The sequence below is a fragment of the Stenotrophomonas sp. VV52 genome (assembly GCF_002893095.1).
GTDB lineage: Bacteria > Pseudomonadota > Gammaproteobacteria > Xanthomonadales > Xanthomonadaceae > Stenotrophomonas > Stenotrophomonas aracearum.
Map to the genome: position 1 here is coordinate 53,363 of NZ_PKQQ01000009.1, position 21,331 is coordinate 74,693.

Here is a 21,331-nt window from a genome sequence, read left to right on the forward strand (position 1 = left end):
GGGCCGGGCGCAAAGGTTTGCTCTACACTGCGCGCACTTTCAGGTGACCTGCGGCGCATGCCGGCAGGTTGAAACGGGAAGCCGGTGACGCAACAGGTCCAGCCTGCCGCCACTCCGGCGCTGCCCCCGCAACGGTAAGCGTGGAACACCAGGCAATACGCCACTGTGCTCGTGCATGGGAAGGCGCCTGGTGCGATGGTCCGCCATCGGCCCGCGAGCCCGGAGACCGGCCTGGAAGACGACTGGTTGCGATGCGGCGGGCATGGCGGCGGCAAGCAGTGCCGTGCGCGCTGCCCACCGTCGCGCGTCTTCCGTTGACCACCACCCCCAATCTTGCCGCGCGGGCGTGCGCGGTGCATGGAGTCAACGATGAAGCTGCAGATCCAAACGCTTTCCCTTGCCGTACTGACGGCGCTGCCGCTGCTGGCGGCCGCCCAGGACGATGCCGCCGCACTGGACCCGATCCTGGTCACCGCTACGCGTACCCCGATCGCCCTGCACGACAGCATCTCGCCGGCGCAGGTGATCGACCGCGCCGAGATCGAGCGCAGCCAGGCGCCGTCGCTGCAGGACCTGCTGCGCGGCCGTGCCGGCATCAACATCAACAACAGCGGCGGGCTCGGCAAGCAGAGCTCGCTGTTCCTGCGCGGCACCAACTCGGCCCACACCCTGGTGCTGGTCGACGGCGTACGCATCAACACCGGCGACCTTGGCCTGGCCATGCTGCAGGACCTGCCGCTGGCCCAGATCGAACGCGTGGAGATCGTGCGCGGCCCGCAGTCCAGCCTGTACGGCGCCGACGCCATCGGTGGCGTGATCCAGATCTTCACCCGCCGCAATGCCGGCGACTTTGCGCCGCACCTGCAGCTGGGCGGTGGCAGCAACGGCCTGCGTGAAGCCAGCGGCGGCTTCGGCGGCACCGGCGCGCGCGGCTGGTTCGGCACCGACATCGCCTACCAGCACACCGACGGCATCAATGCCTGCCGTGGCGATGCAGCCACCTTCGCCGGCTGTGGTGCCGACGAGCCCGACCGCGACGGCTACCGCAACCTGTCGATGAGCCTGCGCGGTGGTTATTCTCTGACCGACACGCTGCAGGTGGAAGGCACCGCGCTGCGCGCCGAAGGCGAGAACCATTACGACGGCTACTACAACTACTCTGAAACGCTGCAGCAGGTGCTGGGCGGCAAGGTCCGCTACACGCCCAGCGAGCGCTTCACCCTGACCGCCAACGTCGGCCGCGCCGACAACGAGTCGGACAACTACAACGACAGCACTTGGCTGGGCGCGGCACAGACCCACCGCGACAGTGCTTCGGTGCAGGCCGATGTGGGCATCGCCGAGGGCCAGCTGCTCAGCGCCGGCGTGGATTGGAGCCAGGACAACCTGGACGGCAGCAGCGCGGGGTATCTGGTCGACAGCCGCGACAACACCGGCGTGTTCGTGCAGTACCAGGGCCGTTTCGGTGCGCACCAGCTGCAGGCCAGCCTGCGCAACGACGACAACGAGCAGTTCGGCAACCACACCACCGGCAGCCTGGGCTGGGGCATGGACCTGGCGCGCGGCTTCCGTTTGAACGCAAGCTACGGTACCGCGTTCAAGGCGCCGACCTTCAGCGACCTGTACGACCCGTGGAGCGGTGTGCCGGGGCTGGACCCGGAGAAGTCGAAGAGCGCCAACCTCGGCGTTGCGCAGCAGGGCGATGGCTGGCGTTGGGGGTTGGATGTGTATGAAACCCGCATCGACGACCTGATCACCTATGACGCCACCACCTTCATGATGTCGCAGGTGGAGAAGGCGCGTATTCGGGGTGCCGAGCTGACGGGCTTCATCACGTTGGCCGGGTTCGATTTCAATGCGCAGCTGAGCCATACCGACCCGCGCAACCGCACCGACGGCAGCGCGCAGTTCGACAACTGGCTGGCGCGCCGCGCGCAGGATACGGCGCGGTTGGATATCGACCGCCGCTTCGGCGACTTCCGCGCCGGTGTCACCGCGACCGGTTCGGGCAAGCGGTATGACAATGCCGACAACACGGTGCGGCTGGCGGGCTATGGCACGGTGGACCTGCGCCTGGAGTATGCGATCAACCGCGACTGGTCGGTGCTGGGTCGGGTGAGCAGTCTGTTCGACCGCGAGTACGAGACCGTGGCGTGGTTCAATCAGCCGGGGCGTGAGTACCGGTTGAGCGTGCGGTACCAGCCGAAGTAAGGCTATTCGGGCTGGCCGGCATCGAGAGGTGCCGGCCAGAGGTTGCGGGTTGCCGGCCAGCGGCCGGCACTACAGATCCAGCAGTTCCTGCAGGTTGTCCATCACCGCTACTGCTTCTACATTTTCCAGGTCCAGGCCACGCGGATAGCCGTATCGCACAAGCGCGACGGGCATGCGTGCGTCGACGGCGGCGCGGTAATCGGTGATCGAGTCGCCGACCATCAGCGCCGCTTCGGGCGCGACATCGAACGCGGCCGCGATGTGCCGCAGCGGTTCGCCATTGGGCTTGCGTTCGGGCAGCGAGTCGCCGCCGAGCACCTTGGCGAAATAGTCCTGCACGCCCAGGTGCGCGAGCAGCGGGCCGACCATGGCCACCGGTTTGTTGGTGCAGATCGCCAGCGGAACGTTGCGTGCCTGCAGTGCCTGCAGCGCCGGCACCACCCCATCGAACAGGCGCGGGCTGCGCAGCAGGCAGGCCTCGTAGTGGCGCATGAAACCGGGCATCACCTTCGCAAGGTCGATGTCGCTGTGGGCGGCGGTGAAGGCCTGTTCCACCAGCCGGCGCACGCCGTCACCGATCCAGGTGAGCACCGTGGCTTCGGGCACGCGCGGCAGCTGCCAGTCTTCCAGGGTGCGGTTGAGCGCTTCGGCGATATCGGCGGCGCTGTCGACCAGCGTGCCGTCGAGGTCGAAGATGACCAGCGGATAGGGATAGGACACGGGGGAGCCTTGCGTGGGGAATCCCCATTGTAAGTGCGCACCCGTGCAACGAATCGGACCACTGCCGGTGGTGTTTCCCCGATTGCCGAGGCATAAGCTGGCCTTCCTCCCCGCTACGGACGTCGCCCCATGAAGATTGCCCTCGTTGGTGCCACCGGCAACATCGGCCGTGAAATCACCCGCCAGGCCCTGGCCCGCGGCCATCAGGTCACCACCATCGTGCGCCGTAAGACGGACCTCCCTGCCGAACTGGACGGCGCGCAGCTGGCCGTGGCCGCGCTGGACGACACCGACGCCCTGGCGGCCGCCATCGCTGGCCATGACGTGCTGGCCAGCGCGTTCGGCCCGCGGCCGGGCGACGACCCGTCCACCGTAACCACGGTGACCGCTCAACTGGTCAAGGCCGCCCGCCAGGCTGGCGTGCCGCGCTTCCTGATGGTCGGCGGCGCCGGCACCCTGGAAGTCGCCCCGGGCGTGCAGCTGGTGGACACCGAGGGCTTTCCGGACGCATACAAGCCGGTGGCGCTGGCCGCGCGTGAAGCGTTCAACCTGCTGCAGAAGGTGGACGACCTGGATTGGACGTTCTATTCGCCGGCCGCCGAAATCGGCCCGGGGCCGCAGAAGGGTGGGTTCCGTACGCAGGCGACGCAGTTCCTGGTCGGCGCCGATGGGCACAGCCGGATCAGTTACGCGGACTACGCCGATGCGTTCGTCAGCGAGATCGAGTCGCCGCAGTATGTGAAGCAGGTGGCGACCGTGGCGTATTGAGGTCGGTGGGGCGACGTGCAGACTCGATTGGGGGTCATGCCCTACCGCGCGTTGCCCTGCCATCGGCGGTCGACTGGGGTGCGACCCTACCGGCAGTTTTTCGCCTGCGCTGAGCGCGCGCGGTCGTTCGGACGCAGCGGGATTTCCCCGGTAGGGTCGCGTCCCAATCGACCGCCGATAACGGTGATCACACCGGCGAAGGCATGACCCCGGATCGAAGCAGCACCCACCCGACAAGCACGCCCACGGTCACCCGTTCAGCGGATCGAACAATCCCAGCTGCATCACGCCTTCACGTTCGCGGAATCCCCCCAACCCCACGCCCACCAGGCGATAGCGCGTCTCCGCCGGCAGGTCTACCCGCGCGCGCAGTGCCAGCGCGATGTCGCGCAGCTCTTCCAGCGTTTCCGGCGGCGATTCCGGGGTGAAGCTGCGGGTGATGATGCGGAACTGCGAGGTCTTCAACTTCAGCACCACCGTGTGCCCCACCCGCTCGGTCTTGCGCGTGGCCTGCCAGGTCTTGCCCGCCAGTTCCACGATGGCCGGCTCCAGCGCCTCCAGCGGCAGATCCTCGGCGAAGGTGTCTTCAGAGGAAATCGACTGCACCTGCTGGTCCGGCTCCACCGGCCGCTCGTCGATGCCGCGCGCGCGCCGGTACAGGCTGCCGCCATAGCTGCCGAAGCGCGCTTCCAGCAGCTCCAGCGGCAGCGCGCGCAGGTCGCCGACGGTGACGATGCCAAGCTCGGCCAGCTTGCCCTCCATCACCTTGCCCACGCCCGGCACGCGCTTCACCGGCAGTGGGGTGAGGAACTGCTCGATCCGGTGCGGCGGCACCACGAACTGGCCGTCCGGCTTGCGCCAATCCGAGGCGATCTTGGCCAGGAACTTGTTCGGCGCGATGCCTGCCGACGCGGTGAGCTGGGTCTCTTCACGTATCTGCGCGCGGATCTGCTGGGCGATCTCGGTCGCCACGGTCATGCCGCCCTTGTGCACGGTCACGTCCAGGTAGGCCTCGTCCAGCGATAGCGGCTCCACCAGGTCGGTGTGGCGCAGGAAGATCTCGCGCACCTGGCGCGATACCGCCTTGTAGCGCACGAAATCGGGCGGCACGAACACCGCGTCCGGGCACAGCCGTTCGGCGCGCAGCGCGGGCATCGCCGAGCGGATCCCGAACACGCGCGCCTCGTAGGAAGCCGCGCAGACCACTGAGCGCGCACCCTTCCACGCCACCACCACCGGCTTGCCGCGCAGCGACGGATCGTCGCGCTGCTCCACCGACGCGTAGAACGCGTCCATGTCGACGTGGATGATCTTGCGTTGTGCGGACACGGCGGTGGCTCAAGGCCCAGGGCGGAAGAAAGATATGAACAGATTACAGCCACACGCCTGGGTATGGTCTTTTCATAACAACAACATGCGTTTTTCAAGCTGAAAACACTACGCCGGCGTACGGTTAAAACGTTTGATTGAATGAAAAATACGCTGCACTCTTGGGCACTTTCATTGGCAACCAACAGCCGCCTCCGGGCCGGCGCCAACACGATGTCACCTTCCTCAGGATTGCGTTTTCCATGACTCGTCTCCACGCGTTCTCGCGCGAACAGCTGCTGGCCAGTGCCCGTGGCGAACTGTTCGGGCCGGGCAGCGGTCGCCTGCCCAACGATCCGATGCTGATGTTCGACCGCATCACCGACATCCGCGATGAAGGCGGTCCACACGGCAAGGGCTACGTGCGCGCTGAGCTGGATATCCGCCCCGACCTGTGGTTCTTCGGCTGCCATTTCATCGGTGACCCGGTGATGCCCGGTTGCCTGGGCCTGGACGCGATGTGGCAGCTCACCGGCTTCTACCTCACCTGGCTGGGCGCGCCCGGCCGTGGCCGCGCACTGGGTTGCGGTGAAGTGAAGTTCACCGGCCAGGTGCTGCCGGACGCCAAGCTCGTCACCTACGAAATCGACATCACCCGCGTCATCAACCGCAAGCTGGTCATGGCGCAGTCCGATGCGCGCATGCTGGTCGATGGCCGCGAAATCTATACCGCAAAGGACCTCCGCGTAGGTCTGTTCACTTCCACCGAGAACTTCTGATGCGTCGTGTCGTCATTACCGGAATGGGCATCACCTCGTGCCTGGGCAACGATCTGGACACCGTGTCCGCCGCACTGCGTGAAGGCCGTCCCGGCATCCGCAACCTGCCCGACCATGCCGAAGCCGGCCTGCGCAGCCACGTCGGCGGCAACGTCGAGCTGGACCTGGACGCGCAGATCGACCGCAAGCTGAAGCGCTTCATGAGCGATGCCTCGGCCTACGCCTACATCGCCATGCGCGACGCCATCGCCGACGCCGGCCTGGACGAGTCGCAGGTGGTGAATCCGCGCACCGGGCTGATCGCCGGTTCCGGCGGCGGTTCCAGCCAGTGGCAGGTGGAGTCGGCCGACATCCTGCGCGCGCGCGGCGTGCGCAAGGTCGGCCCGTACATGGTGCCGCGCACGATGTGCTCGACCGTGTCGGCGTGCCTGGCCACCGCGTTCCAGATCAAGGGCCTGAGCTATTCGCTGTCGGCCGCGTGCGCGACCTCGGCACATTGCATCGGCGCCGCCGCGGACCTGATCCGTCATGGCGCGCAGGACGTGATGTTCGCCGGTGGCGGTGAAGACCTGCACTGGTCGATGAGCGTGATGTTCGATGCGATGGGCGCGCTGTCGACCCGCTTCAATGAGACCCCGGCTACTGCCTCGCGCCCGTACGACAAGGACCGCGACGGCTTCGTCATCGCCGGTGGCGGCGGCATGCTGGTGCTGGAGGACTACGACCACGCTGTTGCCCGTGGCGCGCGCATTTACGCCGAGCTGATCGGCTACGGCGTGACCTCCGACGGTGCCGACATGGTCGCCCCGTCCGGTGAGGGCGCGGTGCGCTGCATGCACATGGCGATGAAGGATGTGAGTGGTCCGATCGACTACCTCAACACGCATGGCACCTCGACCCCGCTGGGCGACGTCACCGAGCTGAAGGCGGTGCGCGAAGTGTTCGGCGAATCGATTCCGCCGCTGTCCTCGACCAAGGCGCTGTCGGGTCATTCGCTGGGCGCGGCGAGCGTGCATGAAGCGATCTACTGCCTGCTGATGATGCGCGATGGCTTCATGGCCGGTTCGGCCAACATCGGCGAACTGGACCCGGCCGTGGAAGGGTTCCCGATCGTGCGCGAGAGCCAGGACGTGCAGTTGAACACGGTGATGTCCAACAGCTTCGGCTTTGGCGGCACCAATGCGGCGCTGGTGTTTGGCCGGGTGTAATTCCGGCCCGCATCCACAGAAAACCCGGCCATGTGCCGGGTTTTTTGTGCACGCGACTCAGCGCGACAACAGCGGCAGCAGCAATGCGTGGGCGTCGTGCAGGGAATTCACGATGCGGTGGCCGAGGGCGCGCAGCGCTTCGTCCGGGTGCACCAGGTCGGGCACCTGGATCGCGGTCATGCCGGCGGCGAGCGCGGCGCGGGTACCGGCCGGGGAGTCTTCCAGCGCCAGGCAGCGCGCGGGGTCCTTGCCCAGCTTGTGCGCGGCCAGCAGGTAGATGTCCGGCGCCGGCTTGGGGTGGGCGACCTGATCGCTGGTGACCACGTGGTCGAAGTACGGCAGCAGGCCGGCCGCAGCCAGCTTGCGGTTGGCGCGCGGCTGCCGGGTGGAGGTGGCCACCGCGCGCGGAATGCCGTGCGCCTGCAGCAGCTGCAGGAGCTCCATGATGCCCGGGCGCAGCGGCAGGCCCTGCTGGGTGCGCGCTTCGTACAGGTCGTGGCAGCGCGCGTACAACGCGGCCACCTGGTCGGCGCGGATGTGCTGCAGCAGCAGCTGTTCGCAGTCGCGGTCGCCCAGCCCGACCAGCCCCAGCCAGAAGTCATCCGCGAACGGCAGCTGCAGCTCCTGCGCCGCCTGCGACCAGCAGGCGATGGAGACCCGCTCGCTGTCGATCATCAGGCCATCCATGTCGAAGATGACCGCCTCGGGCAGGAACGGCAGCGCGGGGATCATGGTCATGGCACGTTGAACAGCGTTTCCAGGTCGGCCGCATCGAGGATGCGCCACTCGCCTTCCGGCAGGTCGCCCAGCGAGAGCCCGCCAATGCGGCTGCGGTGCAGCGCCTGCACGTGGTTGCCCACGGCAGCGAACATGCGCCGTGCCTGGTGGTAACGCCCTTCATGCAGCACCAGTTCGGCCTCGCGCGGCGAGCGCACGTGCAGCTCGGCCGGCAGCAGCGGTTTGTCGTCTGATTCCAACATCAAGCTGCCGCTGGCGAAACGCGCGGCCTCGTCGCCGTGCAGGTCCTGCGCCAGGGTCACCTGGTAGGCCTTGTCCAGGCGCGACTTGGGCGAGACGATCCGGTGCAGCAGCGCGCCGTCGTCGGTCATCAGCAGCAGCCCGCTGGTGTCGCGGTCCAGCCGGCCCACCGACGACAGCAGCGGCGAGCGCTCGCGGTAACGCGGCGGCAGCAGGTCGTAGATCAGCCGGCCCTTGTCCTTGGTCGAACAGGTGTAGTCGCGCGGCTTGTGCAGCATCAACGTAAGCCCCGCCGGCGGATCCAGCGGCTCGCCTTCCACCCGGATCGCGGCGTGCTCCACCTGGTCGTCGGCATACAGCACCTCACCTTCCGCATCGGTCACCAGGCCCTCGCGGAACATCAGCTGGACCTGCTTGCGGCTGCCATAGCCGAGGTTGGCCAGCAGCTTCACCAGCTTCATGCGCGCTTCCCGCTGCGGACCGGAGCCGCCTTCGCCTTGGTCGCTTCGATCAGCTTGAAGCCATCGCGCTCGGCGGCGACGCGAACGTCGCCAAAGCTTTCATTGAGGATCTGCTCATACGGCAGGTGGCGGTTGGCTACCAGCCACATCCGACCACCCGGGCGCAGCGCCTCGGCGGCCACGGCAATGAAGCGACGGCCGATGTCCGGGCGGTCGCCACGCGACGGGGTGTGGAACGGCGGGTTGGTCACGATGAAGTCGTACTGGCCGGTAATGCCGGCAGTGACGTCGTGCCAGTGGAAGCCCAGCTTGGCCGGCGACGCCAGCTTTTCCAGATTCTCCCGGGCCAGCGCCAGCGCGCGGCCTTCGGCCTCGAACAGGTCAAGCCCGGTCACCTGCGGGCAGCGCTGCAGCACCTCGGTGGAGAGGTAGCCGTAGCCGGAGCCGAGGTCGGCGCCGCGCCCGGCCAGGTCGGCCGGCAGCTGCTCCACCAGCAGGGCGGACGCCGGGTCGATCCGGTCCCAGGCAAAGATGCCCGGGCGGCTCTGGAAGCGCCCGCCCAGGATCGCGCGCGGCGCGTCCAGCGCGGCCCAGCGCTGGGCCAGCGCGGCGTCGTGCTGGCCGTTGAGCGGCGCGGTCCAGTACACCCGGCAGTGGTTCTTGGTCATCTTGCCGCCCAGCCCGGCCAGCTGCTGCAGGTCGCCTTCGCCGGAGCGCGCGCCTTCGTTGTTGTGCTGGCAGGCCACCACGATGCCGCCCGGGGCGGCCAGGGCCAGGGCCCGGGCAAACAGGGCGCGGGCTTCCTCGCGCTGGCGCGGCGGCAGCACCAGCACCACGGCGTAGCGGGTCGCGTCCTCGCCCAGCTGCTGCTCATCACGCACGGTCCAGCCACTGGCTTCCAGCGCGTCGGCGAACGGGCGGAAGCTCTGTTCGCAGACCAGCTGGCCCGGCTGCGCGCGTTCACGCAGCGGCCAACCGTCGCGGGCGCGCAGGAACAGCACCGGACCGGCCGGCCAGGTGAGCGCGCCGCCGAAAGGCAGGAACAGGGTTTCCAGGGGAGCGTCGTGCTGGGCAGCCATGCGGGGGCAGATCTTGAAAAGTGACCGCCATTCTAACGTTTTGCCCGATCCGCCTCGTTCCTGTCGCGATTTGCGTTTATTCAACGCTGTCTTGATGCCACCGCAACATGCCGTCGGTCAGGGTGAAGGCTCACTTGCAACGGAGGTAGCTCATGCGCGCATTGTTCGTCGGGGGCGTGGTCGACAACAGCGAGATGGACCTGGAAGGCGCACAGCCGCCGGTTCATTACCCGGAAGACACCGGCGGCGGGCACGCGCGGTACCGGCTGCACCAGGTGGGCAAGAAGGACGACGGCGCGGTCGCATACGCGGTGTACGGCGCGCCGGACCTGGCGGACGAAGAGGTGTCACGCGTGGCGGACGAACGTGCGTACGCGCGCCGGTTCGAGGCGACACCCGAGGTTTTCCAGCACTGAAGCAGCGCCGGGCCCTGCCCGGCGTTACGGGTGCGGCGGCAGCTCGCTGACCGATGCGATCTGGTCCAGCCACAGCAGATGCTGCTGGGCCGGGTCGTTCAGGTCGTCCAGGCGCAGTTCGCCGTTGGTGCCTTCGTTTTCATCCGCATCGCGGTACTGCTGCACGGTGGGCTGTACCGCAACCGTGCCGGACACGCGGGTGCCGTCCTTCAGCGTCACTTCGACCTGGGTCTGGCCCTTGAGCTGGGGCAGCAGGGCTTCCAGCGCGGCGATGTCGGCCTGGTGGGTGTGAATGGTGGGGGCGTAGCGGGACATTCTGGATCCTTTGGGTTGCACAGCCACGCAGGGCGTGGCTCTACCGGGTTGTCGGAAACCGGGCTCTTTCAGCGCGCTGCCGCGGATTCGCGGTTGGCTGCCAGCACCGTGCGCACCGCCGAGACCAGCTGGGCCACCGAATACGGCTTGGCTACGTGCTCCTGGAAACCCGAGGCGAGCGCACGCTTGCGGTCGTCGGCGCGGGCCAGCGCGGTGACTGCCACGATCGGCAGGGCGGCGGCGTCCAGCCCGAACTCGTTGCGCAGCGCGGCGGCCAACCCATAGCCGTCCATGCCGGGCATGCCGATGTCGGTCAGCAGTACGTCCACGTCTTCATGGCCGCCGTCGTCCAGCAGCGCCAGCGCTTCGGCCGCCGAGGCCACCGCCGTGACCTGGGCGCCCTGCTCTTCCAGCAGCCGGCGCAGGTATTCCAGCACTTCGGGCTGGTCTTCCACCGCCAGCAGGCGCAGGCCCTTCAACGGGTATGGCTCGATCAGCTGCTCGTGGATCGGGCCACTGAATACTTCACGCAGCGGTCGGCCGTCGGCCTGCGGCTGGTAGCGCGGCAGCTGCACGGTGAACTCCGCGCCCAGGCCATGGCCTTCGCTGTTGGCCGCCACCGTGCCGCCGTGCAGTTCCACCAGCTGCTGCACGATCGCCAGGCCCAGGCCCAGCCCGCCATGGCGACGGGTGGTGGTGCCATCGGCCTGGCGGAAGCGGCTGAACAGATGCCGCAGGAATTCGGGGGCGATGCCATCGCCGGAGTCGGCCACGCTGACGGTCCAGTGCGCCCCGTCGGTGGACAGGGTGACAGTGACCGAGCCGGCCGCCGGGGTGAACTTGATCGCGTTGCTGAGCAGGTTCCACAGCACCTGCTGCAGGCGGGTGCCGTCGCCCAGCACCAGCGCCGGTTCGTCCGGCATCACCAGCTTCATGTCCAGCGCCTTGCCTTCGGCGACCAGCTCCTGGGCGCGCAGCGCCTCGGTGAGCTGCGCGCGCAGGTCCAGCACTTCCACTTCCAGCTGCACCTTGCCCAGCAGCATGCTGCTCAGGTCCAGCATGTCCGAGATCAGCCGCTTCTGCGCCATCGCGCTGTTGGCGATCACGCCCAGGCCCTTGTACAGCGGGCTGGTATCGTCCACACGCTGCAGCAGCAGTTCGCTCCAGCCCAGGATGGTGGTCAGCGGGGTGCGCAGCTCGTGCGAGAGCGTGGCCAGGAACTCGTCCTTCAGGCGCGCCATGCTTTCAGCGGCGTTGCGCGCGGCGCGCTCGGACTGCAGCAGCTCTTCGCGCGCCATTTCGATTTCGCGGCGCTCGGTCACATCGGTGCTGCTGCCGGCCAGGCCAATGAAGCGGCCGGCGCGGGAGAAGCGCGGCTTGGCATTCATTTCCAGCCAGCGCCATTCGCCGTCGGCACGCAGCCCGCGCACCAGCACCTGCATCGAACGCTGCGCGCGCAGCGCGGCCTGCAGCTCGTAATCGAACACCGAGACATCGTCGGGCTGCACCAGCCCGCGCCATAAATCTTCCGGCACGCGCTGTTCGTCGCCACCGAAGAATTCACTGAAGGCACTGTTGACGAAGCGCGCATGGCCCAGTTCGTCCAGCACCCATACCGGCATCGGCAGGCCGTCGGCCAGCGCGCTGAAGCGCGCCTCGCTTTCGGCCAGCTCCACTTCGATCTGCTTGCGGTTGGTGATGTCGAAGAACAGCACCGCCACCCGACGCTCATGCGCCTCGCCCACCCGCATCGCTTCCACCGCGTACCAGCGGCCCAGCGCGCGGGCTTCCAGCTCGAACTGCTGCGAACGGCCGGTCATCGCGATCTGGCCGTACACCCGGTACCACTCGGGCTCATGGGTGGGCTGCAGCTCGCTCATGAGCCGCCCGGAGGCTTCGCTCAAGCCGGTATTGCGCTCGAAGGCGTCATTCACTTCCAGGAAGCGGTAATCCACCCCGACGCCATTCTCGATCATCACCTCGATGATGCAGAAGCCCGCACTCAACCCCTCCAGCACCGCGCGGTGCAGGGAAGGATCGGGCACTGGGGCCGCATGCGGCGCACGTGTGAAGGTCGAGGCGGTCAGGCTGGACAAGGGCGTCAAGAGAGGTAGCGGATGGCGCGGAGGGACACAGCATCGTTCAGAGCGCGTATTCGTCGCGTCAAACAACGGCCCGGTTTTGACGTAAGTGAACCATGCCCAGACGGGCCGTGGCGTATCGTGGAAGGCAATTGTTCCGTCGCGTGAACAGGATCACACTCCATAGCGTCTCTCCTTCAAGACCCTGACCGAGGCTGTGCCATGAACCGCAAACCCTTGCTGGCTGGTGCTTTGAGCTGTCTGATGCTGCTCGTGGGCTGCTCCTCGGGCGGCGGTGCCCGCACGGTCACCGCGCCGGACGCGCCGCGTGCGCTCACGGGTACCAGCCCGGTCCAGGTGAAGTGGACCGACCCGGCCCAGTTCACCGAGATCCGCAACAGCCCGAACCAGTTCGAGGCGCGCAGCGGCAACTGGGTGTACCAGCTGGCGGACTACCTCCGGACCAGCGCCAGCAAGCGGCTGGCGCCGGGCCAGACCCTGGACGTGGAAATCACCGACATCAAGCGGGCGGGCGATTTCGAGCCGCAGAATGGTCCGCGCGGCAACGACATCCGGATCATGCGCAACATCTACCCGCCGCGGATCAGCCTCACCTTCACCCTGCGCGATGCCCAGGGCGCGGTGCTGCAGCAGGGCGATGAGAAGCTGATCGACATGGGCTACCTGACCAACACCGGGCTGCTCAGCAACAACGACCCGCTGCGCTTCGAGAAGCGCCTGCTGGACGACTGGCTGCGCCGCCTGCTGCCGTCACCGTCTAGCCGCCGCTGAGGACCCGTGCCACGCGCTTGACCGCGCACGGCAGCTGATACGCGCTGACCTTGCACAGCGGGGCCAGCACGTCCAGGCGGGGCGCGTCGCCCCACAGGGTGACCGTGCTGCCCACCCCGGCCTGCGGCAGGTCGGTGAGGTCCACGGTCAGCATGTCCATCGAGACGCGGCCGATCAGGTGGCCGGGCTGGCCGTCGATCTGCACCGGGGTGCCGTTCGGGGCGAACTGCGGGTAGCCGTCGGCATAGCCCAGCGCCACCACGCCGACCCGGGTCGGGCGCTCGGCGACGAAGCGGGCGCCGTAGCCGACCGGTTCGCCGGCGGCGATCTCGCGGGTGGCGAAGATCTTCGACTGCATGGTCATTACCGGGCGCAGGCGCTCGGTGTAGGCGTTGTGCGCGGCCAGCGGGTTGGCCCCGTACAGCATCAGGCCCGGGCGCACCCAGTCGCTGCGCACGTCCGGCCAGCCCAGCAGGGCCGGCGAGTTGCACAGGCTGGTTTCGCCGGCCAGGCCTTCGATGGTGGCGGCGAACAGGTCGGCCTGTTCGCGCGTGCGCGGGCTGTCCAGTTCGTCGGCGCGGGCCATGTGGCTCATCAGCACCATCGGCGCCACCTGCGGCAGGGCCGACAGCCGCGCATGCGCGGCGCGGAACTCGGCCGGGGCCAGGCCCAGGCGGTGCATGCCGCTGTCCAGCTTCAGCCAGATCTGCAGCGTGGCGTCGGTCTGGAACGCTTCCACCGCGTCCACCTGCCACGGCGCGGCCACCGCGAACCACAGCTTGTGCTGCACGATCAGTGGCAGCTCGTCGGCGTCGAAGAAGCCTTCCAGCAGCAGGATCGGGCCGCTGATGCCGGCCGCGCGCAGTTCCAGCGCTTCTTCAATGCAGGCCACGCCGAACGCGTCGGCCTCGCCGTCCAGCGCGCGCGCGCAGGCTACGGCACCGTGGCCATAGGCGTCGGCCTTTACCGCGGCCAGGGTCTTGCGACCGCCGCCCAGTTCACGCGCCAGGCGGAAGTTGGAGCGCAACGCATCCAGGTCGATCAACGCGCGGGCTGGACGCATGCTTTGGGTTCACTGTGTTGGACGGACGCGGCGTGGTGGCCGCCATAACGGAAGATATCCAGGCCTTCGGTGCTGATCTGCGGCTGGCGCGCGCTCATCAGGTCGGCCAGGTAACGGCCCGAACCGCAGGCCATGGTCCAGCCCAGCGTGCCGTGGCCGGTGTTGAGGAACAGGTTGCGGTACGGGGTGGCGCCGATCACCGGCGTGCCGTCCGGGGTGGCCGGGCGCAGGCCGGTCCAGAACTCGGCGCGCGAGAGGTCGCCGCCGTCCGGGTACAGGTCGCGCACCACCTTTTCCAGGGTGGCACGGCGGCGCGGCGACAGCGACAGGTCGAACCCGCCCACTTCGGCCATGCCACCCACGCGGATGCGGTCGTCGAAACGGGTCACCGCCACCTTGTAGCTCTCGTCCAGGATGGTCGAGGTCGGCGCCATTGCCGCATTGGTGATCGGCAGGGTCAGCGAGTAACCCTTCAGCGGGTACACCGGCAGGTGCATGCCCAGCGGCGCCACCAGCGACGGCGAGTAGCTGCCCAGCGCGACCACGTAGCGGTCGGCGGTTTCCACCTTGCCGTCGATGCGCACGCCGGTGATGCGGTCGCCGTCGGTGACCAGCCCGGCGATGTCCTGGTCGAAGCGGAATTCCACCCCGGCGTCCATGGCCATCTGCGCCAGGCGGCGGGTGAACAGCTGGCAGTCGCCGGTCTGGTCGCGCGGCAGCCACAGCGCGCCGACCAGCGTGTCGGCGACGCTGGCCAGTGCCGGTTCGTGGGCGATGATGCCGGCGCGGTCCAGCACTTCATACGGCACGCCGTACTGGGCCAGCACTTCGATGTCCTGCGCGGAGGCGTCCAGCTGCTGCTGGGTGCGGAACAGCTGGGTGGTGCCCAGGTCGCGGCCTTCGAACTCGATGCCGGTCTCGGTGCGCAGCTCGTTGAGGCAGTCGCGGCTGTACTCGGACATGCGCACCATGCGCGCCTTGTTGATCGCGTAGCGCTCGTGCGTGCAGTTGCGCAGCATCTGGGCCAGCCAGCGGTACTGGTTGAGGTCCAGCCCGGGGCGGATCGCCAGCGGCGCGTGTTCGGAGAACAGCCACTTCACCGCCTTGAGCGGCACGCCCGGGGCGGCCCACGGCGAGGTGTAGCCGAACGAGAGCTGGCCGGCATTGGCGAAGCTGGTTTCCAGGGCCGGACCGGGCTGCCGGTCGACCACGGTGACTTCAAACCCGGCCTGCCGCAGGTACCAGGCACTGGTCGTGCCGATTACCCCACTGCCAAGGACTAGAACGCGCATGAGACCTCTCCAACCGGATCATTCCCTGCACTGGAGCGTGCGGGGACCATAATTGAGGAAGTATATTCCGGCCAAACCATGCAATTTGTCTGTTTTTGGCGGCTCAGGCAGGGTATTGTCGCGCCAACACCCCCGAGAGGCTGACGCCATGGCCGCCCGTTCCCGCGAGCTGGACAAGATCGACCGCAAGATCCTGCGCATCCTGCAGGAGGAAGGGCGCATTTCGTTCACCGAACTGGGCGAGCGGGTGGGCCTGTCGACCACCCCCTGTACCGAGCGCGTGCGCCGGCTGGAGCGCGACGGCGCGATCACCGGCTACTACGCCCGGCTCGACCCGCAGTACCTCAAGGCCAGCCTGCTGGTGTTCGTCGAAATCAGCCTGGCTTACAAGTCCGGCGACATCTTCGAGGAATTCCGCCGTGCGGCGCTGAAGTTGCCCAACGTGCTGGAGTGCCATCTCGTCTCCGGCGATTTCGATTACCTGCTGAAGGCGCGCATCAGCGAGATGGCCTCGTACCGCAAGCTGCTCGGCAGCACCCTGCTGACGCTGCCGCATGTGCGCGAATCGAAGAGCTACATCGTGATGGAAGAGGTCAAGGAAACGCTGACCCTGCCCATTCCGGATTGATCGGCGCACAGCAGAAGGGCGGCGCGCTCATGCGCACCGCCCTCGGAGCTGTTACCAGCGCATCAACGCTGCTGTTTCTGGTCCGGGTTGCGTTGATCCTGCTGCTTGCCACCCTTCTGGTTCTGCTGATCCCACTGCTGCTGGTTCTGCTGGCCGGGTTTCTGGTTCTGCTGGCCCTGCTGGTCCTGCGGCGACTTGCCGGGATTCTGGTTCTGCTGGTTAGCCATAAGAATTACACCTTCTACCGTTGGGATGCGCGGTGTTGCGGCGCACGTACAGAATCCCGCAAAACCGGTTAATCACAGGCGAAAAATCAGTGAGGTGAAACGTTGACACCGCTGACTGAGGGCCTGCGTTGGTAAAGCGTTCATGCATCACGGCTTGACGCGCTGTCCATCACCGGTCGGCACGGAATCGTAGTAACGCCCGGTGCGCGTATCGAGCACGCGGTTCGGCCCCGCCTGCTGCATGCCCGGCACGATGCGTCCGTTGCGGTCATACACCTTGACGGGTGCGGTGGTGGCCGGTGGCGCAGGCGGCACCACGCGCGCCGGGCCCTGGCTCTGGATCGGCTGCGTTCGCGGCGGCTGCATGCCCTGTACAGGCGCTGTTACCGGCTGCGGTGGCGCGGACAGGGTGTCTGCGGGACGCGCAGGCTGGGTCGGCGTGGGAGCGGTCACCGGACGGGTGTCGGTGGGTTTGCGCGGCGCGGCGATCTGCGCTGCTGCGACCAGCGGCAGCAGCGCCAGCAGGGACAGGGCCAGGCGGGAAAGATGTTTCATGGCACGTGCTCACGACAGGACAGGCATTCACCCTGCGCCAGCGCGCGTGTCAGCACCATGAACACCTTCGCTTGTCCAGGGCGCCGCCCGCCCCCATCTTGCCGTCACCCCTACGAGGACCGCCCATGACTGCTTTCGACCTCACCCCGCCCAGCGATGCCCAGCGCCAGGCGCTGATTGCCGGTCTCAGCGCAGACGAGCGGGCCGTGCTGATCCAGCACGGTACCGAACGTCCGTTCTGCGGCGTGTTCCTGGACAACAAGCAGGACGGCGTCTACTGCTGCCGGCTGTGCGGCCTGCCGCTGTTCCGTTCCAGCACCAAGTTCGACTCCGGCACCGGCTGGCCGAGCTTTTTCGCCCCGTTCGACCCGGCCCACGTGCGTGAAATCCGTGACACCAGTCATGGCATGGTCCGTACCGAGATCGTCTGTGCGCGCTGTGACAGCCATCTGGGCCATGTGTTCCCGGACGGCCCGCTGCCGAGCCTGGAGCGGCACTGCCTCAACTCGGTCTCGCTGTCGTTCACCCCCAATGGCGAGCCGTATCCCGATCCGCTGCAGCGCGGCGGGGCCGAGGCCGAGCCGGCCGGCTGATGCCGGTAGGTACCCACCGCTGGTGGGTACGACGGACTTCAAAAGTGTGACGTCGAACGGACGTCACCCTTCAGAAACCTTCACCTGGTGCCGACAACGAGGTATCCCCACCTCCGCGTCTGCACCATGCTCATCATTGTCGGTTTCCTCATCGTCATCATCAGCGTGCTCGGCGGCTACGTCGGCGCGCACGGCAAGCTGGGCGCCCTGTGGCAGCCCTATGAGCTGGTCATCATCGGCGGCGCGGCGCTGGGCGCGTTCCTGGTCGGCACCCCGATCAAGACGGTCAAGCAGACCCTGCAGGCCTCGATCGGCGTGTTCAAGGGCCCGCGCTACAAGCAGCAGGACTACATCGACGTCCTCAGCCTGCTCTACGAACTGCTCAACAAGGCCCGCCGCGAGGGCTTCATGGCGCTGGAAGACCATGTCGAGCGCCCGGCCGACAGCGCCATCTTCGCCAACTACCCCAAGGTGCAGTCCGACCACCACCTGGTGGATTTCATCACTGACTGCCTGCGCCTGATGATCGGCAGCAACATCGAGCCGCACGAACTGGAACCGCTGCTGGAAATGGAGCTGGAAAAGCACCATGCCGAAGCCATGCAGCCCTCGGCCGCGCTCAACAAGGTCTCCGACGGCCTGCCCGGCTTCGGTATCGTCGCCGCGGTGCTGGGCATCGTGATCACCATGGGTTCGATCGGCGGCGCGATCGAGGAAGTGGGCGCGCACGTGGCCGGCGCGCTGGTGGGTACCTTCCTGGGCATCCTGATGGCGTACGGTTTCGTCAGCCCGCTGGCCGCCGCCGTGGAAGCGCGCGCCGAACAGGACAGCCGCATCTACGAGTCGGTGAAGACCGCCCTGCTGGCCTGCCTGCGCGGCTACAACCCGAAGATCGCGCTGGAATTCGCCCGCAAGACCCTGCCGTCGAACGTGCGCCCGGGCTTCAGCGAGTTCGAAGCCCACCTGAAGACGGTCAAGTAAGGCATCGCCATGGCCGAGAACAAACCCACCGTCATCGTCCGCAAGGTCAAGAAGGCCGGGCATGGCGCGCACCACGGCGGCGCCTGGAAGGTGGCCTACGCCGACTTCGTGACCGCGATGATGGCGTTCTTCCTGGTGCTGTGGCTGATGGCGGCCACCACCAAGCCCGAGCGTGCCGCCATTTCCGAATACTTCCGCAATCCCAGCCCGCTCACCGGGCAGAGCTCCACGCCCGCCCCGGGCATGGCCGGCCCGGGCGGCGCCAGCACCTCGATGATCAAGCTGGGCGGCGCCACCGACGTGTCGCGCGGCAACAGCAACGACCCGTTCCAGAACCAGCAGGCCGAACGCCCGGTGCCGCAGGAAGACGAGCGCGAGCGTGAGAAGAAGCAGCTGGAAGTGCTGAAGCAGGAGCTGGAAGAGGCGATCAGCAAGAGCCAGGCGCTGGAGCCGTTCAAGGACCAGCTGCTGCTGGATTTGACCCCGGAAGGCCTGCGCATCCAGATCGTGGACAAGCAGAACCGGCCGATGTTCGACGTGGGCAGCGCGGCGCTGAAGGGCTACACCCGCGACATCCTCCGCGAGCTGTCGCAGTTCATCAACCACGTGCCGAACCGGATCAGCATCACCGGCCACACCGACATCACCGCGTACAACGCCGCGCACGGCTACAGCAACTGGGAGCTCAGCGCCGACCGCGCCAACGCCGCCCGGCGTGCGCTGCTGGACGGCGGCATGGCCGATGAAAAGGTCACCCGCGTGGTTGGCCTGTCGTCCTCGGTGCTGTTCGACAAAACCCAGCCGGACAACCCGATCAACCGCCGCATCAGCATCGTGGTGATGACCAAGGCCGCCGAAGCCGCCGCCCTGGCCGGTTCCGGCCAGGAAGTGGCGCTCTCGCCCACCGTGCAGGATGCCGATATCCACGCCCCCCAGGGCGCCCCGGCACCCGCCCCGGCCGCCGCGCCCCCTACCGCCTCACCCTGAGGCGGCGGGGTCGTACAATGGGGACTTTCCGCATTACATAGAACGAACCCCATGTCCAAGCAGTCCAAAGCCAAGCGCGACAAGCGCAGGAAGCTCCAGCCGAAGCGCCCGATCAACCGCCTCAACGCCCAGCAGCCGGTGCAGAACCATGCCGTGCTGACCAACGAAGAGGGCCAGGTCGTCGCCGCGATCGGCCTGCAGGGCACCGAATGGCTGCTGGCCATTGGCGGCCAGACCATGGGCAACGCCGACAACCCGGTGCCGATGCTGGCCATGCTCAAGCACCTCTCCAACGTCCAGGAAAAGGAAGGCCGCAAGGTCACCCTGGAGTACTCGACCCAGCTGCAGCAGCTGATCGACGACCTGGCCGCCGACGAAGGCAAGACCGCCGACGAGTACCTGGCCCAGCTGGTTTCCGAGTTCGAAGGCGTGGAAGAGGCGGAAGGCGAGGAAGGCGACGACGCTGAAACCGCTGACGCCTCGACCGAAGACGCCCCGGCCGACGACAAGGCCGACGCCGCCCCGGCCAGCGACGACAAGCCGCAGGCCTGAGCCCCGGCGACCCGGTGACGGTCTATATCGACGATGCGGTACACCCCTGGCGGGGCGAGCGCTGGGCGCATCTGATGGCCGACACCCTGCCCGAGCTGCACGCCATGGCGGCGCAGCTCGGGATACCGCGGCGGGCCTTCCAGAACCGCCGCAGCGGCGCGCATTACGACGTGCCGGCGCCGTTGCGCGAGAAGGCGATTGCGTTGGGTGCGAGGGCGATTTCCAGGCACACTGACCGCGAGTTGGTGAAAGAGGTCATCGCCAACGCAAGATCGCAGTACACCGACCCGACGTAGTGCCGGCCGCTGGCCGGCTCCTCGCAATGCCGGCACCGTGCAGAGCCGGCCAGCGGCCGGCACTACGGATTTCGAGCGTCGGTTAGAACGGGTCTGAACCCGGCCGCACTTCCACGCCCAGCAACGAACACAGCGCCAGCATGGCGTCTTCGTCTCGGTTCAGCGCCATCCAGCCGGCCAGGCCGCCGTTACCGGTGTCCACGCTCCACAGCGAGTAATTGTGCTCACGCAGCCGGTCGTAGGCCGTGGCCATCAGCATCGGCGCGTCCACGTCGGCGGCGAAATCCTCATCGTCGAGGTCGCCGCCCCAGTCCACCTGCACGTTGAAGCGCGCCGACAGCTCGTTTACCGCCGACACCAGCGCATCGGCGTCGTCGCGCTCCACCTCGAAGCCCGACTGCCAGGCGATGGCGGTCATCAGCGGCGGCAGCCATTCGGCCTCTTCGTCGACCTCCTCACCGCTTTCCAGCAGCGCCTCGCGCCAACGGTTGAACTGCTGCAGGGCCAGCTCTTCGTCGCCCGGGTTGATCAGCACCAGCAGGTTCCAGATCCGCGCCTCGAAGTCGTCTTCGTCGAAATCGCGCTCGTCTTCTTCGAAGTCGAAATAATCGCTGTTGTCGGGCATGACCGGTATTCCTGGAGACAGGCAGGCATTCTGCCGTGGCCGGGCGTTGGCAGGAAGCGAAATTCGGCCCCGGCGGCGACTCGGTTTATCCTGTGCGCCTGAAGACGGCCGTGGTGGCCCTCAACGACCGATACCCATGAGCGATACCCCTCCCGACCACCTGGCGATCAACCCGGCCAGCCCCTTCCACGATGCCGCAGCGCTGGAGCGTGGCGTGGGCATCCGCTTCAACAATGTCGAACGCGACAACGTTGAGGAGTATTCGGTCAGCGAAGGCTGGATCCGCGTGCAGGCCGGCAAGTCCCGCGACCGCCGCGGCAACCCGATGACGATCAAGGTCAAGGGGACGGTGGTGGCGTATTACCTGGATCAGAAGCCGGCCGAATGACCGGCCGTGCATGACGGCATGCGTGGAC

General features: G+C 67.4%; 25 protein-coding genes and 1 riboswitch. Of the genes, 14 read left to right on the forward strand and 11 right to left on the reverse strand.

The genetic code is table 11. From position 1 onward, the window contains the following. The first annotated feature begins 24 nt into the window (after window positions 1–24). Window positions 25–250: riboswitch (cobalamin riboswitch) on the forward strand. Window positions 251–369: 119 nt separating this feature from the next. Beyond that, the gene (gene btuB / locus C2U58_RS14715; protein WP_102946533.1) at window positions 370–2,211 is read left to right on the forward strand and encodes a TonB-dependent vitamin B12 receptor; all 1,842 of its coding nucleotides are present in this window, start codon (window positions 370–372) and stop codon (window positions 2,209–2,211) included. Window positions 2,212–2,280: 69 nt separating this feature from the next. Here the strand turns inward: btuB and gph are convergent, their stop codons facing one another. Next, window positions 2,281–2,931 carry a phosphoglycolate phosphatase gene (gene gph / locus C2U58_RS14720; protein ID WP_102946534.1) on the reverse strand — a complete coding sequence of 217 codons (651 nt, stop codon included), beginning with the start codon at window positions 2,929–2,931 and terminating at the stop codon, window positions 2,281–2,283. Window positions 2,932–3,060: 129 nt separating this feature from the next. On the opposite strand from gph, the gene C2U58_RS14725 reads away from it, so the two are divergent. Further along, on the forward strand, window positions 3,061–3,699 hold the full coding sequence (locus C2U58_RS14725) for an NAD(P)H-binding protein (RefSeq protein ID WP_102946535.1): 639 nt from the start codon (window positions 3,061–3,063) through the stop codon (window positions 3,697–3,699). Between the two features lie 249 nt (window positions 3,700–3,948). Here the strand turns inward: C2U58_RS14725 and dinB are convergent, their stop codons facing one another. Beyond that, on the reverse strand, window positions 3,949–5,028 hold the full coding sequence (gene dinB, locus C2U58_RS14730) for a DNA polymerase IV (RefSeq protein ID WP_102946536.1): 1,080 nt from the start codon (window positions 5,026–5,028) through the stop codon (window positions 3,949–3,951). A 242-nt stretch (window positions 5,029–5,270) separates the two neighbouring features. Between dinB and fabA the strand changes: the two genes are divergently transcribed. Further along, complete coding sequence (fabA, locus tag C2U58_RS14735) at window positions 5,271–5,786, forward strand: 3-hydroxyacyl-[acyl-carrier-protein] dehydratase FabA (RefSeq protein WP_102946537.1); 516 nt, start codon at window positions 5,271–5,273, stop codon at window positions 5,784–5,786. Then, on the forward strand, window positions 5,786–6,994 hold the full coding sequence (gene fabB / locus C2U58_RS14740) for a beta-ketoacyl-ACP synthase I (RefSeq protein ID WP_070208983.1): 1,209 nt from the start codon (window positions 5,786–5,788) through the stop codon (window positions 6,992–6,994). The genes fabA and fabB overlap by 1 nt, the downstream gene beginning before the upstream one ends. A 57-nt stretch (window positions 6,995–7,051) precedes the next feature. Here fabB and C2U58_RS14745 read toward each other — a convergent pair whose 3' ends face one another. The 3 genes from C2U58_RS14745 to C2U58_RS14755 are packed head-to-tail and all read right to left on the reverse strand — an operon-like array spanning window position 7,052 to window position 9,512. Continuing rightward, a complete protein-coding gene (locus C2U58_RS14745; RefSeq protein WP_102946538.1) occupies window positions 7,052–7,732 on the reverse strand; it encodes an HAD family phosphatase in 681 nt (226 codons plus the stop codon). After that, window positions 7,729–8,433: a pseudouridine synthase gene (locus C2U58_RS14750; protein WP_102946539.1), complete on the reverse strand. Its 705-nt coding sequence runs from the start codon at window positions 8,431–8,433 to the stop codon at window positions 7,729–7,731. The genes C2U58_RS14745 and C2U58_RS14750 overlap by 4 nt, the downstream gene beginning before the upstream one ends. Then, on the reverse strand, window positions 8,430–9,512 hold the full coding sequence (locus tag C2U58_RS14755; protein WP_102946540.1) for a class I SAM-dependent methyltransferase: 1,083 nt from the start codon (window positions 9,510–9,512) through the stop codon (window positions 8,430–8,432). The genes C2U58_RS14750 and C2U58_RS14755 overlap by 4 nt, the downstream gene beginning before the upstream one ends. A gap of 152 nt (window positions 9,513–9,664) precedes the next feature. Here C2U58_RS14755 and C2U58_RS14760 point away from each other — a divergent pair, with 152 nt between their 5' ends. After that, the gene (locus tag C2U58_RS14760; RefSeq protein WP_102946541.1) at window positions 9,665–9,928 is read left to right on the forward strand and encodes a hypothetical protein; all 264 of its coding nucleotides are present in this window, start codon (window positions 9,665–9,667) and stop codon (window positions 9,926–9,928) included. Window positions 9,929–9,952: 24 nt separating this feature from the next. Here C2U58_RS14760 and C2U58_RS14765 read toward each other — a convergent pair whose 3' ends face one another. Together C2U58_RS14765 and C2U58_RS14770 are read right to left on the reverse strand one after the other, a co-directional pair. Next, window positions 9,953–10,243: a DUF3247 family protein gene (locus C2U58_RS14765; protein ID WP_102946542.1), complete on the reverse strand. Its 291-nt coding sequence runs from the start codon at window positions 10,241–10,243 to the stop codon at window positions 9,953–9,955. 68 nt (window positions 10,244–10,311) lie between these two features. Next, on the reverse strand, window positions 10,312–12,330 hold the full coding sequence (locus C2U58_RS14770) for an ATP-binding protein (protein ID WP_102946648.1): 2,019 nt from the start codon (window positions 12,328–12,330) through the stop codon (window positions 10,312–10,314). A gap of 216 nt (window positions 12,331–12,546) precedes the next feature. Between C2U58_RS14770 and C2U58_RS14775 the strand changes: the two genes are divergently transcribed. Beyond that, window positions 12,547–13,116, forward strand: a complete 570-nt coding sequence (locus tag C2U58_RS14775; protein ID WP_102946543.1) for a DUF3016 domain-containing protein — start codon at window positions 12,547–12,549, stop codon at window positions 13,114–13,116. Here C2U58_RS14775 and alr read toward each other — a convergent pair. Both alr and C2U58_RS14785 read right to left on the reverse strand, forming a co-directional pair. Beyond that, on the reverse strand, window positions 13,103–14,179 hold the full coding sequence (gene alr, locus C2U58_RS14780; RefSeq protein ID WP_102946544.1) for an alanine racemase: 1,077 nt from the start codon (window positions 14,177–14,179) through the stop codon (window positions 13,103–13,105). The two genes, C2U58_RS14775 and alr, sit on opposite strands and share 14 nt — an antisense overlap. Then, window positions 14,158–15,471 (reverse strand): D-amino acid dehydrogenase, encoded by a 1,314-nt coding sequence (locus C2U58_RS14785; protein ID WP_102946545.1) that lies wholly within the window; start codon window positions 15,469–15,471, stop codon window positions 14,158–14,160. The genes alr and C2U58_RS14785 overlap by 22 nt, the downstream gene beginning before the upstream one ends. 148 nt (window positions 15,472–15,619) lie before the next feature. On the opposite strand from C2U58_RS14785, the gene C2U58_RS14790 reads away from it, so the two are divergent. Both C2U58_RS14790 and C2U58_RS20080 read left to right on the forward strand, forming a co-directional pair. Further along, window positions 15,620–16,099: an Lrp/AsnC ligand binding domain-containing protein gene (locus C2U58_RS14790; protein ID WP_070208992.1), complete on the forward strand. Its 480-nt coding sequence runs from the start codon at window positions 15,620–15,622 to the stop codon at window positions 16,097–16,099. Continuing rightward, window positions 16,096–16,398, forward strand: a complete 303-nt coding sequence (locus C2U58_RS20080) for a hypothetical protein (RefSeq protein ID WP_172448153.1) — start codon at window positions 16,096–16,098, stop codon at window positions 16,396–16,398. The genes C2U58_RS14790 and C2U58_RS20080 overlap by 4 nt, the downstream gene beginning before the upstream one ends. Window positions 16,399–16,473: 75 nt before the next feature. On the opposite strand, the gene C2U58_RS14800 is transcribed toward C2U58_RS20080, so the two are convergent. After that, complete coding sequence (locus tag C2U58_RS14800) at window positions 16,474–16,881, reverse strand: classical arabinogalactan protein 4 (protein WP_102946547.1); 408 nt, start codon at window positions 16,879–16,881, stop codon at window positions 16,474–16,476. 125 nt (window positions 16,882–17,006) lie between these two features. On the opposite strand from C2U58_RS14800, the gene msrB reads away from it, so the two are divergent. The 5 genes from msrB to C2U58_RS14825 all read left to right on the forward strand — a co-directional run bounded on the left by msrB (window position 17,007) and on the right by C2U58_RS14825 (window position 20,290). Continuing rightward, a complete protein-coding gene (msrB, locus tag C2U58_RS14805; RefSeq protein ID WP_102946548.1) occupies window positions 17,007–17,474 on the forward strand; it encodes a peptide-methionine (R)-S-oxide reductase MsrB in 468 nt (155 codons plus the stop codon). Between the two features lie 126 nt (window positions 17,475–17,600). Continuing rightward, on the forward strand, window positions 17,601–18,455 hold the full coding sequence (gene motA / locus C2U58_RS14810; RefSeq protein WP_102946549.1) for a flagellar motor stator protein MotA: 855 nt from the start codon (window positions 17,601–17,603) through the stop codon (window positions 18,453–18,455). A 9-nt stretch (window positions 18,456–18,464) separates the two neighbouring features. After that, window positions 18,465–19,442, forward strand: coding sequence for a flagellar motor protein MotB (gene motB, locus C2U58_RS14815; protein ID WP_102946550.1), 978 nt, complete (start codon window positions 18,465–18,467; stop codon window positions 19,440–19,442). 51 nt (window positions 19,443–19,493) lie between these two features. Beyond that, window positions 19,494–19,994, forward strand: a complete 501-nt coding sequence (locus tag C2U58_RS14820; protein WP_102946551.1) for a hypothetical protein — start codon at window positions 19,494–19,496, stop codon at window positions 19,992–19,994. 14 nt (window positions 19,995–20,008) lie between these two features. Next, complete coding sequence (locus tag C2U58_RS14825; RefSeq protein ID WP_102946552.1) at window positions 20,009–20,290, forward strand: DUF4031 domain-containing protein; 282 nt, start codon at window positions 20,009–20,011, stop codon at window positions 20,288–20,290. 82 nt (window positions 20,291–20,372) lie between these two features. On the opposite strand, the gene C2U58_RS14830 is transcribed toward C2U58_RS14825, so the two are convergent. Then, entirely contained in the window at window positions 20,373–20,915 is a 543-nt protein-coding gene (locus C2U58_RS14830) for a hypothetical protein (RefSeq protein WP_102946553.1), read from the reverse strand. Window positions 20,916–21,051: 136 nt separating this feature from the next. Between C2U58_RS14830 and C2U58_RS14835 the strand changes: the two genes are divergently transcribed. Beyond that, the gene (locus C2U58_RS14835) at window positions 21,052–21,303 is read left to right on the forward strand and encodes a DUF3297 family protein (RefSeq protein ID WP_102946554.1); all 252 of its coding nucleotides are present in this window, start codon (window positions 21,052–21,054) and stop codon (window positions 21,301–21,303) included. Window positions 21,304–21,331: the final 28 nt, after the last annotated feature.

Coding starts and splice junctions, on each gene's coding strand:
- btuB (WP_102946533.1), top strand. CDS start 370: ATGAAGCTGCAGATCCAAACGCTTTCCCTTGCCGTACTGACGGCGCTG.
- C2U58_RS14725 (WP_102946535.1), top strand. CDS start 3,061: ATGAAGATTGCCCTCGTTGGTGCCACCGGCAACATCGGCCGTGAAATC.
- fabA (WP_102946537.1), top strand. CDS start 5,271: ATGACTCGTCTCCACGCGTTCTCGCGCGAACAGCTGCTGGCCAGTGCC.
- fabB (WP_070208983.1), top strand. CDS start 5,786: ATGCGTCGTGTCGTCATTACCGGAATGGGCATCACCTCGTGCCTGGGC.
- C2U58_RS14745 (WP_102946538.1), bottom strand. CDS start 7,732: ATGACCATGATCCCCGCGCTGCCGTTCCTGCCCGAGGCGGTCATCTTC.
- C2U58_RS14750 (WP_102946539.1), bottom strand. CDS start 8,433: ATGAAGCTGGTGAAGCTGCTGGCCAACCTCGGCTATGGCAGCCGCAAG.
- C2U58_RS14755 (WP_102946540.1), bottom strand. CDS start 9,512: ATGGCTGCCCAGCACGACGCTCCCCTGGAAACCCTGTTCCTGCCTTTC.
- C2U58_RS14760 (WP_102946541.1), top strand. CDS start 9,665: ATGCGCGCATTGTTCGTCGGGGGCGTGGTCGACAACAGCGAGATGGAC.
- C2U58_RS14765 (WP_102946542.1), bottom strand. CDS start 10,243: ATGTCCCGCTACGCCCCCACCATTCACACCCACCAGGCCGACATCGCC.
- C2U58_RS14775 (WP_102946543.1), top strand. CDS start 12,547: ATGAACCGCAAACCCTTGCTGGCTGGTGCTTTGAGCTGTCTGATGCTG.
- alr (WP_102946544.1), bottom strand. CDS start 14,179: ATGCGTCCAGCCCGCGCGTTGATCGACCTGGATGCGTTGCGCTCCAAC.
- C2U58_RS14785 (WP_102946545.1), bottom strand. CDS start 15,471: ATGCGCGTTCTAGTCCTTGGCAGTGGGGTAATCGGCACGACCAGTGCC.
- C2U58_RS14790 (WP_070208992.1), top strand. CDS start 15,620: ATGGCCGCCCGTTCCCGCGAGCTGGACAAGATCGACCGCAAGATCCTG.
- C2U58_RS14800 (WP_102946547.1), bottom strand. CDS start 16,881: ATGAAACATCTTTCCCGCCTGGCCCTGTCCCTGCTGGCGCTGCTGCCG.
- msrB (WP_102946548.1), top strand. CDS start 17,007: ATGACTGCTTTCGACCTCACCCCGCCCAGCGATGCCCAGCGCCAGGCG.
- motA (WP_102946549.1), top strand. CDS start 17,601: ATGCTCATCATTGTCGGTTTCCTCATCGTCATCATCAGCGTGCTCGGC.
- motB (WP_102946550.1), top strand. CDS start 18,465: ATGGCCGAGAACAAACCCACCGTCATCGTCCGCAAGGTCAAGAAGGCC.
- C2U58_RS14820 (WP_102946551.1), top strand. CDS start 19,494: ATGTCCAAGCAGTCCAAAGCCAAGCGCGACAAGCGCAGGAAGCTCCAG.
- C2U58_RS14830 (WP_102946553.1), bottom strand. CDS start 20,915: ATGCCCGACAACAGCGATTATTTCGACTTCGAAGAAGACGAGCGCGAT.
- C2U58_RS14835 (WP_102946554.1), top strand. CDS start 21,052: ATGAGCGATACCCCTCCCGACCACCTGGCGATCAACCCGGCCAGCCCC.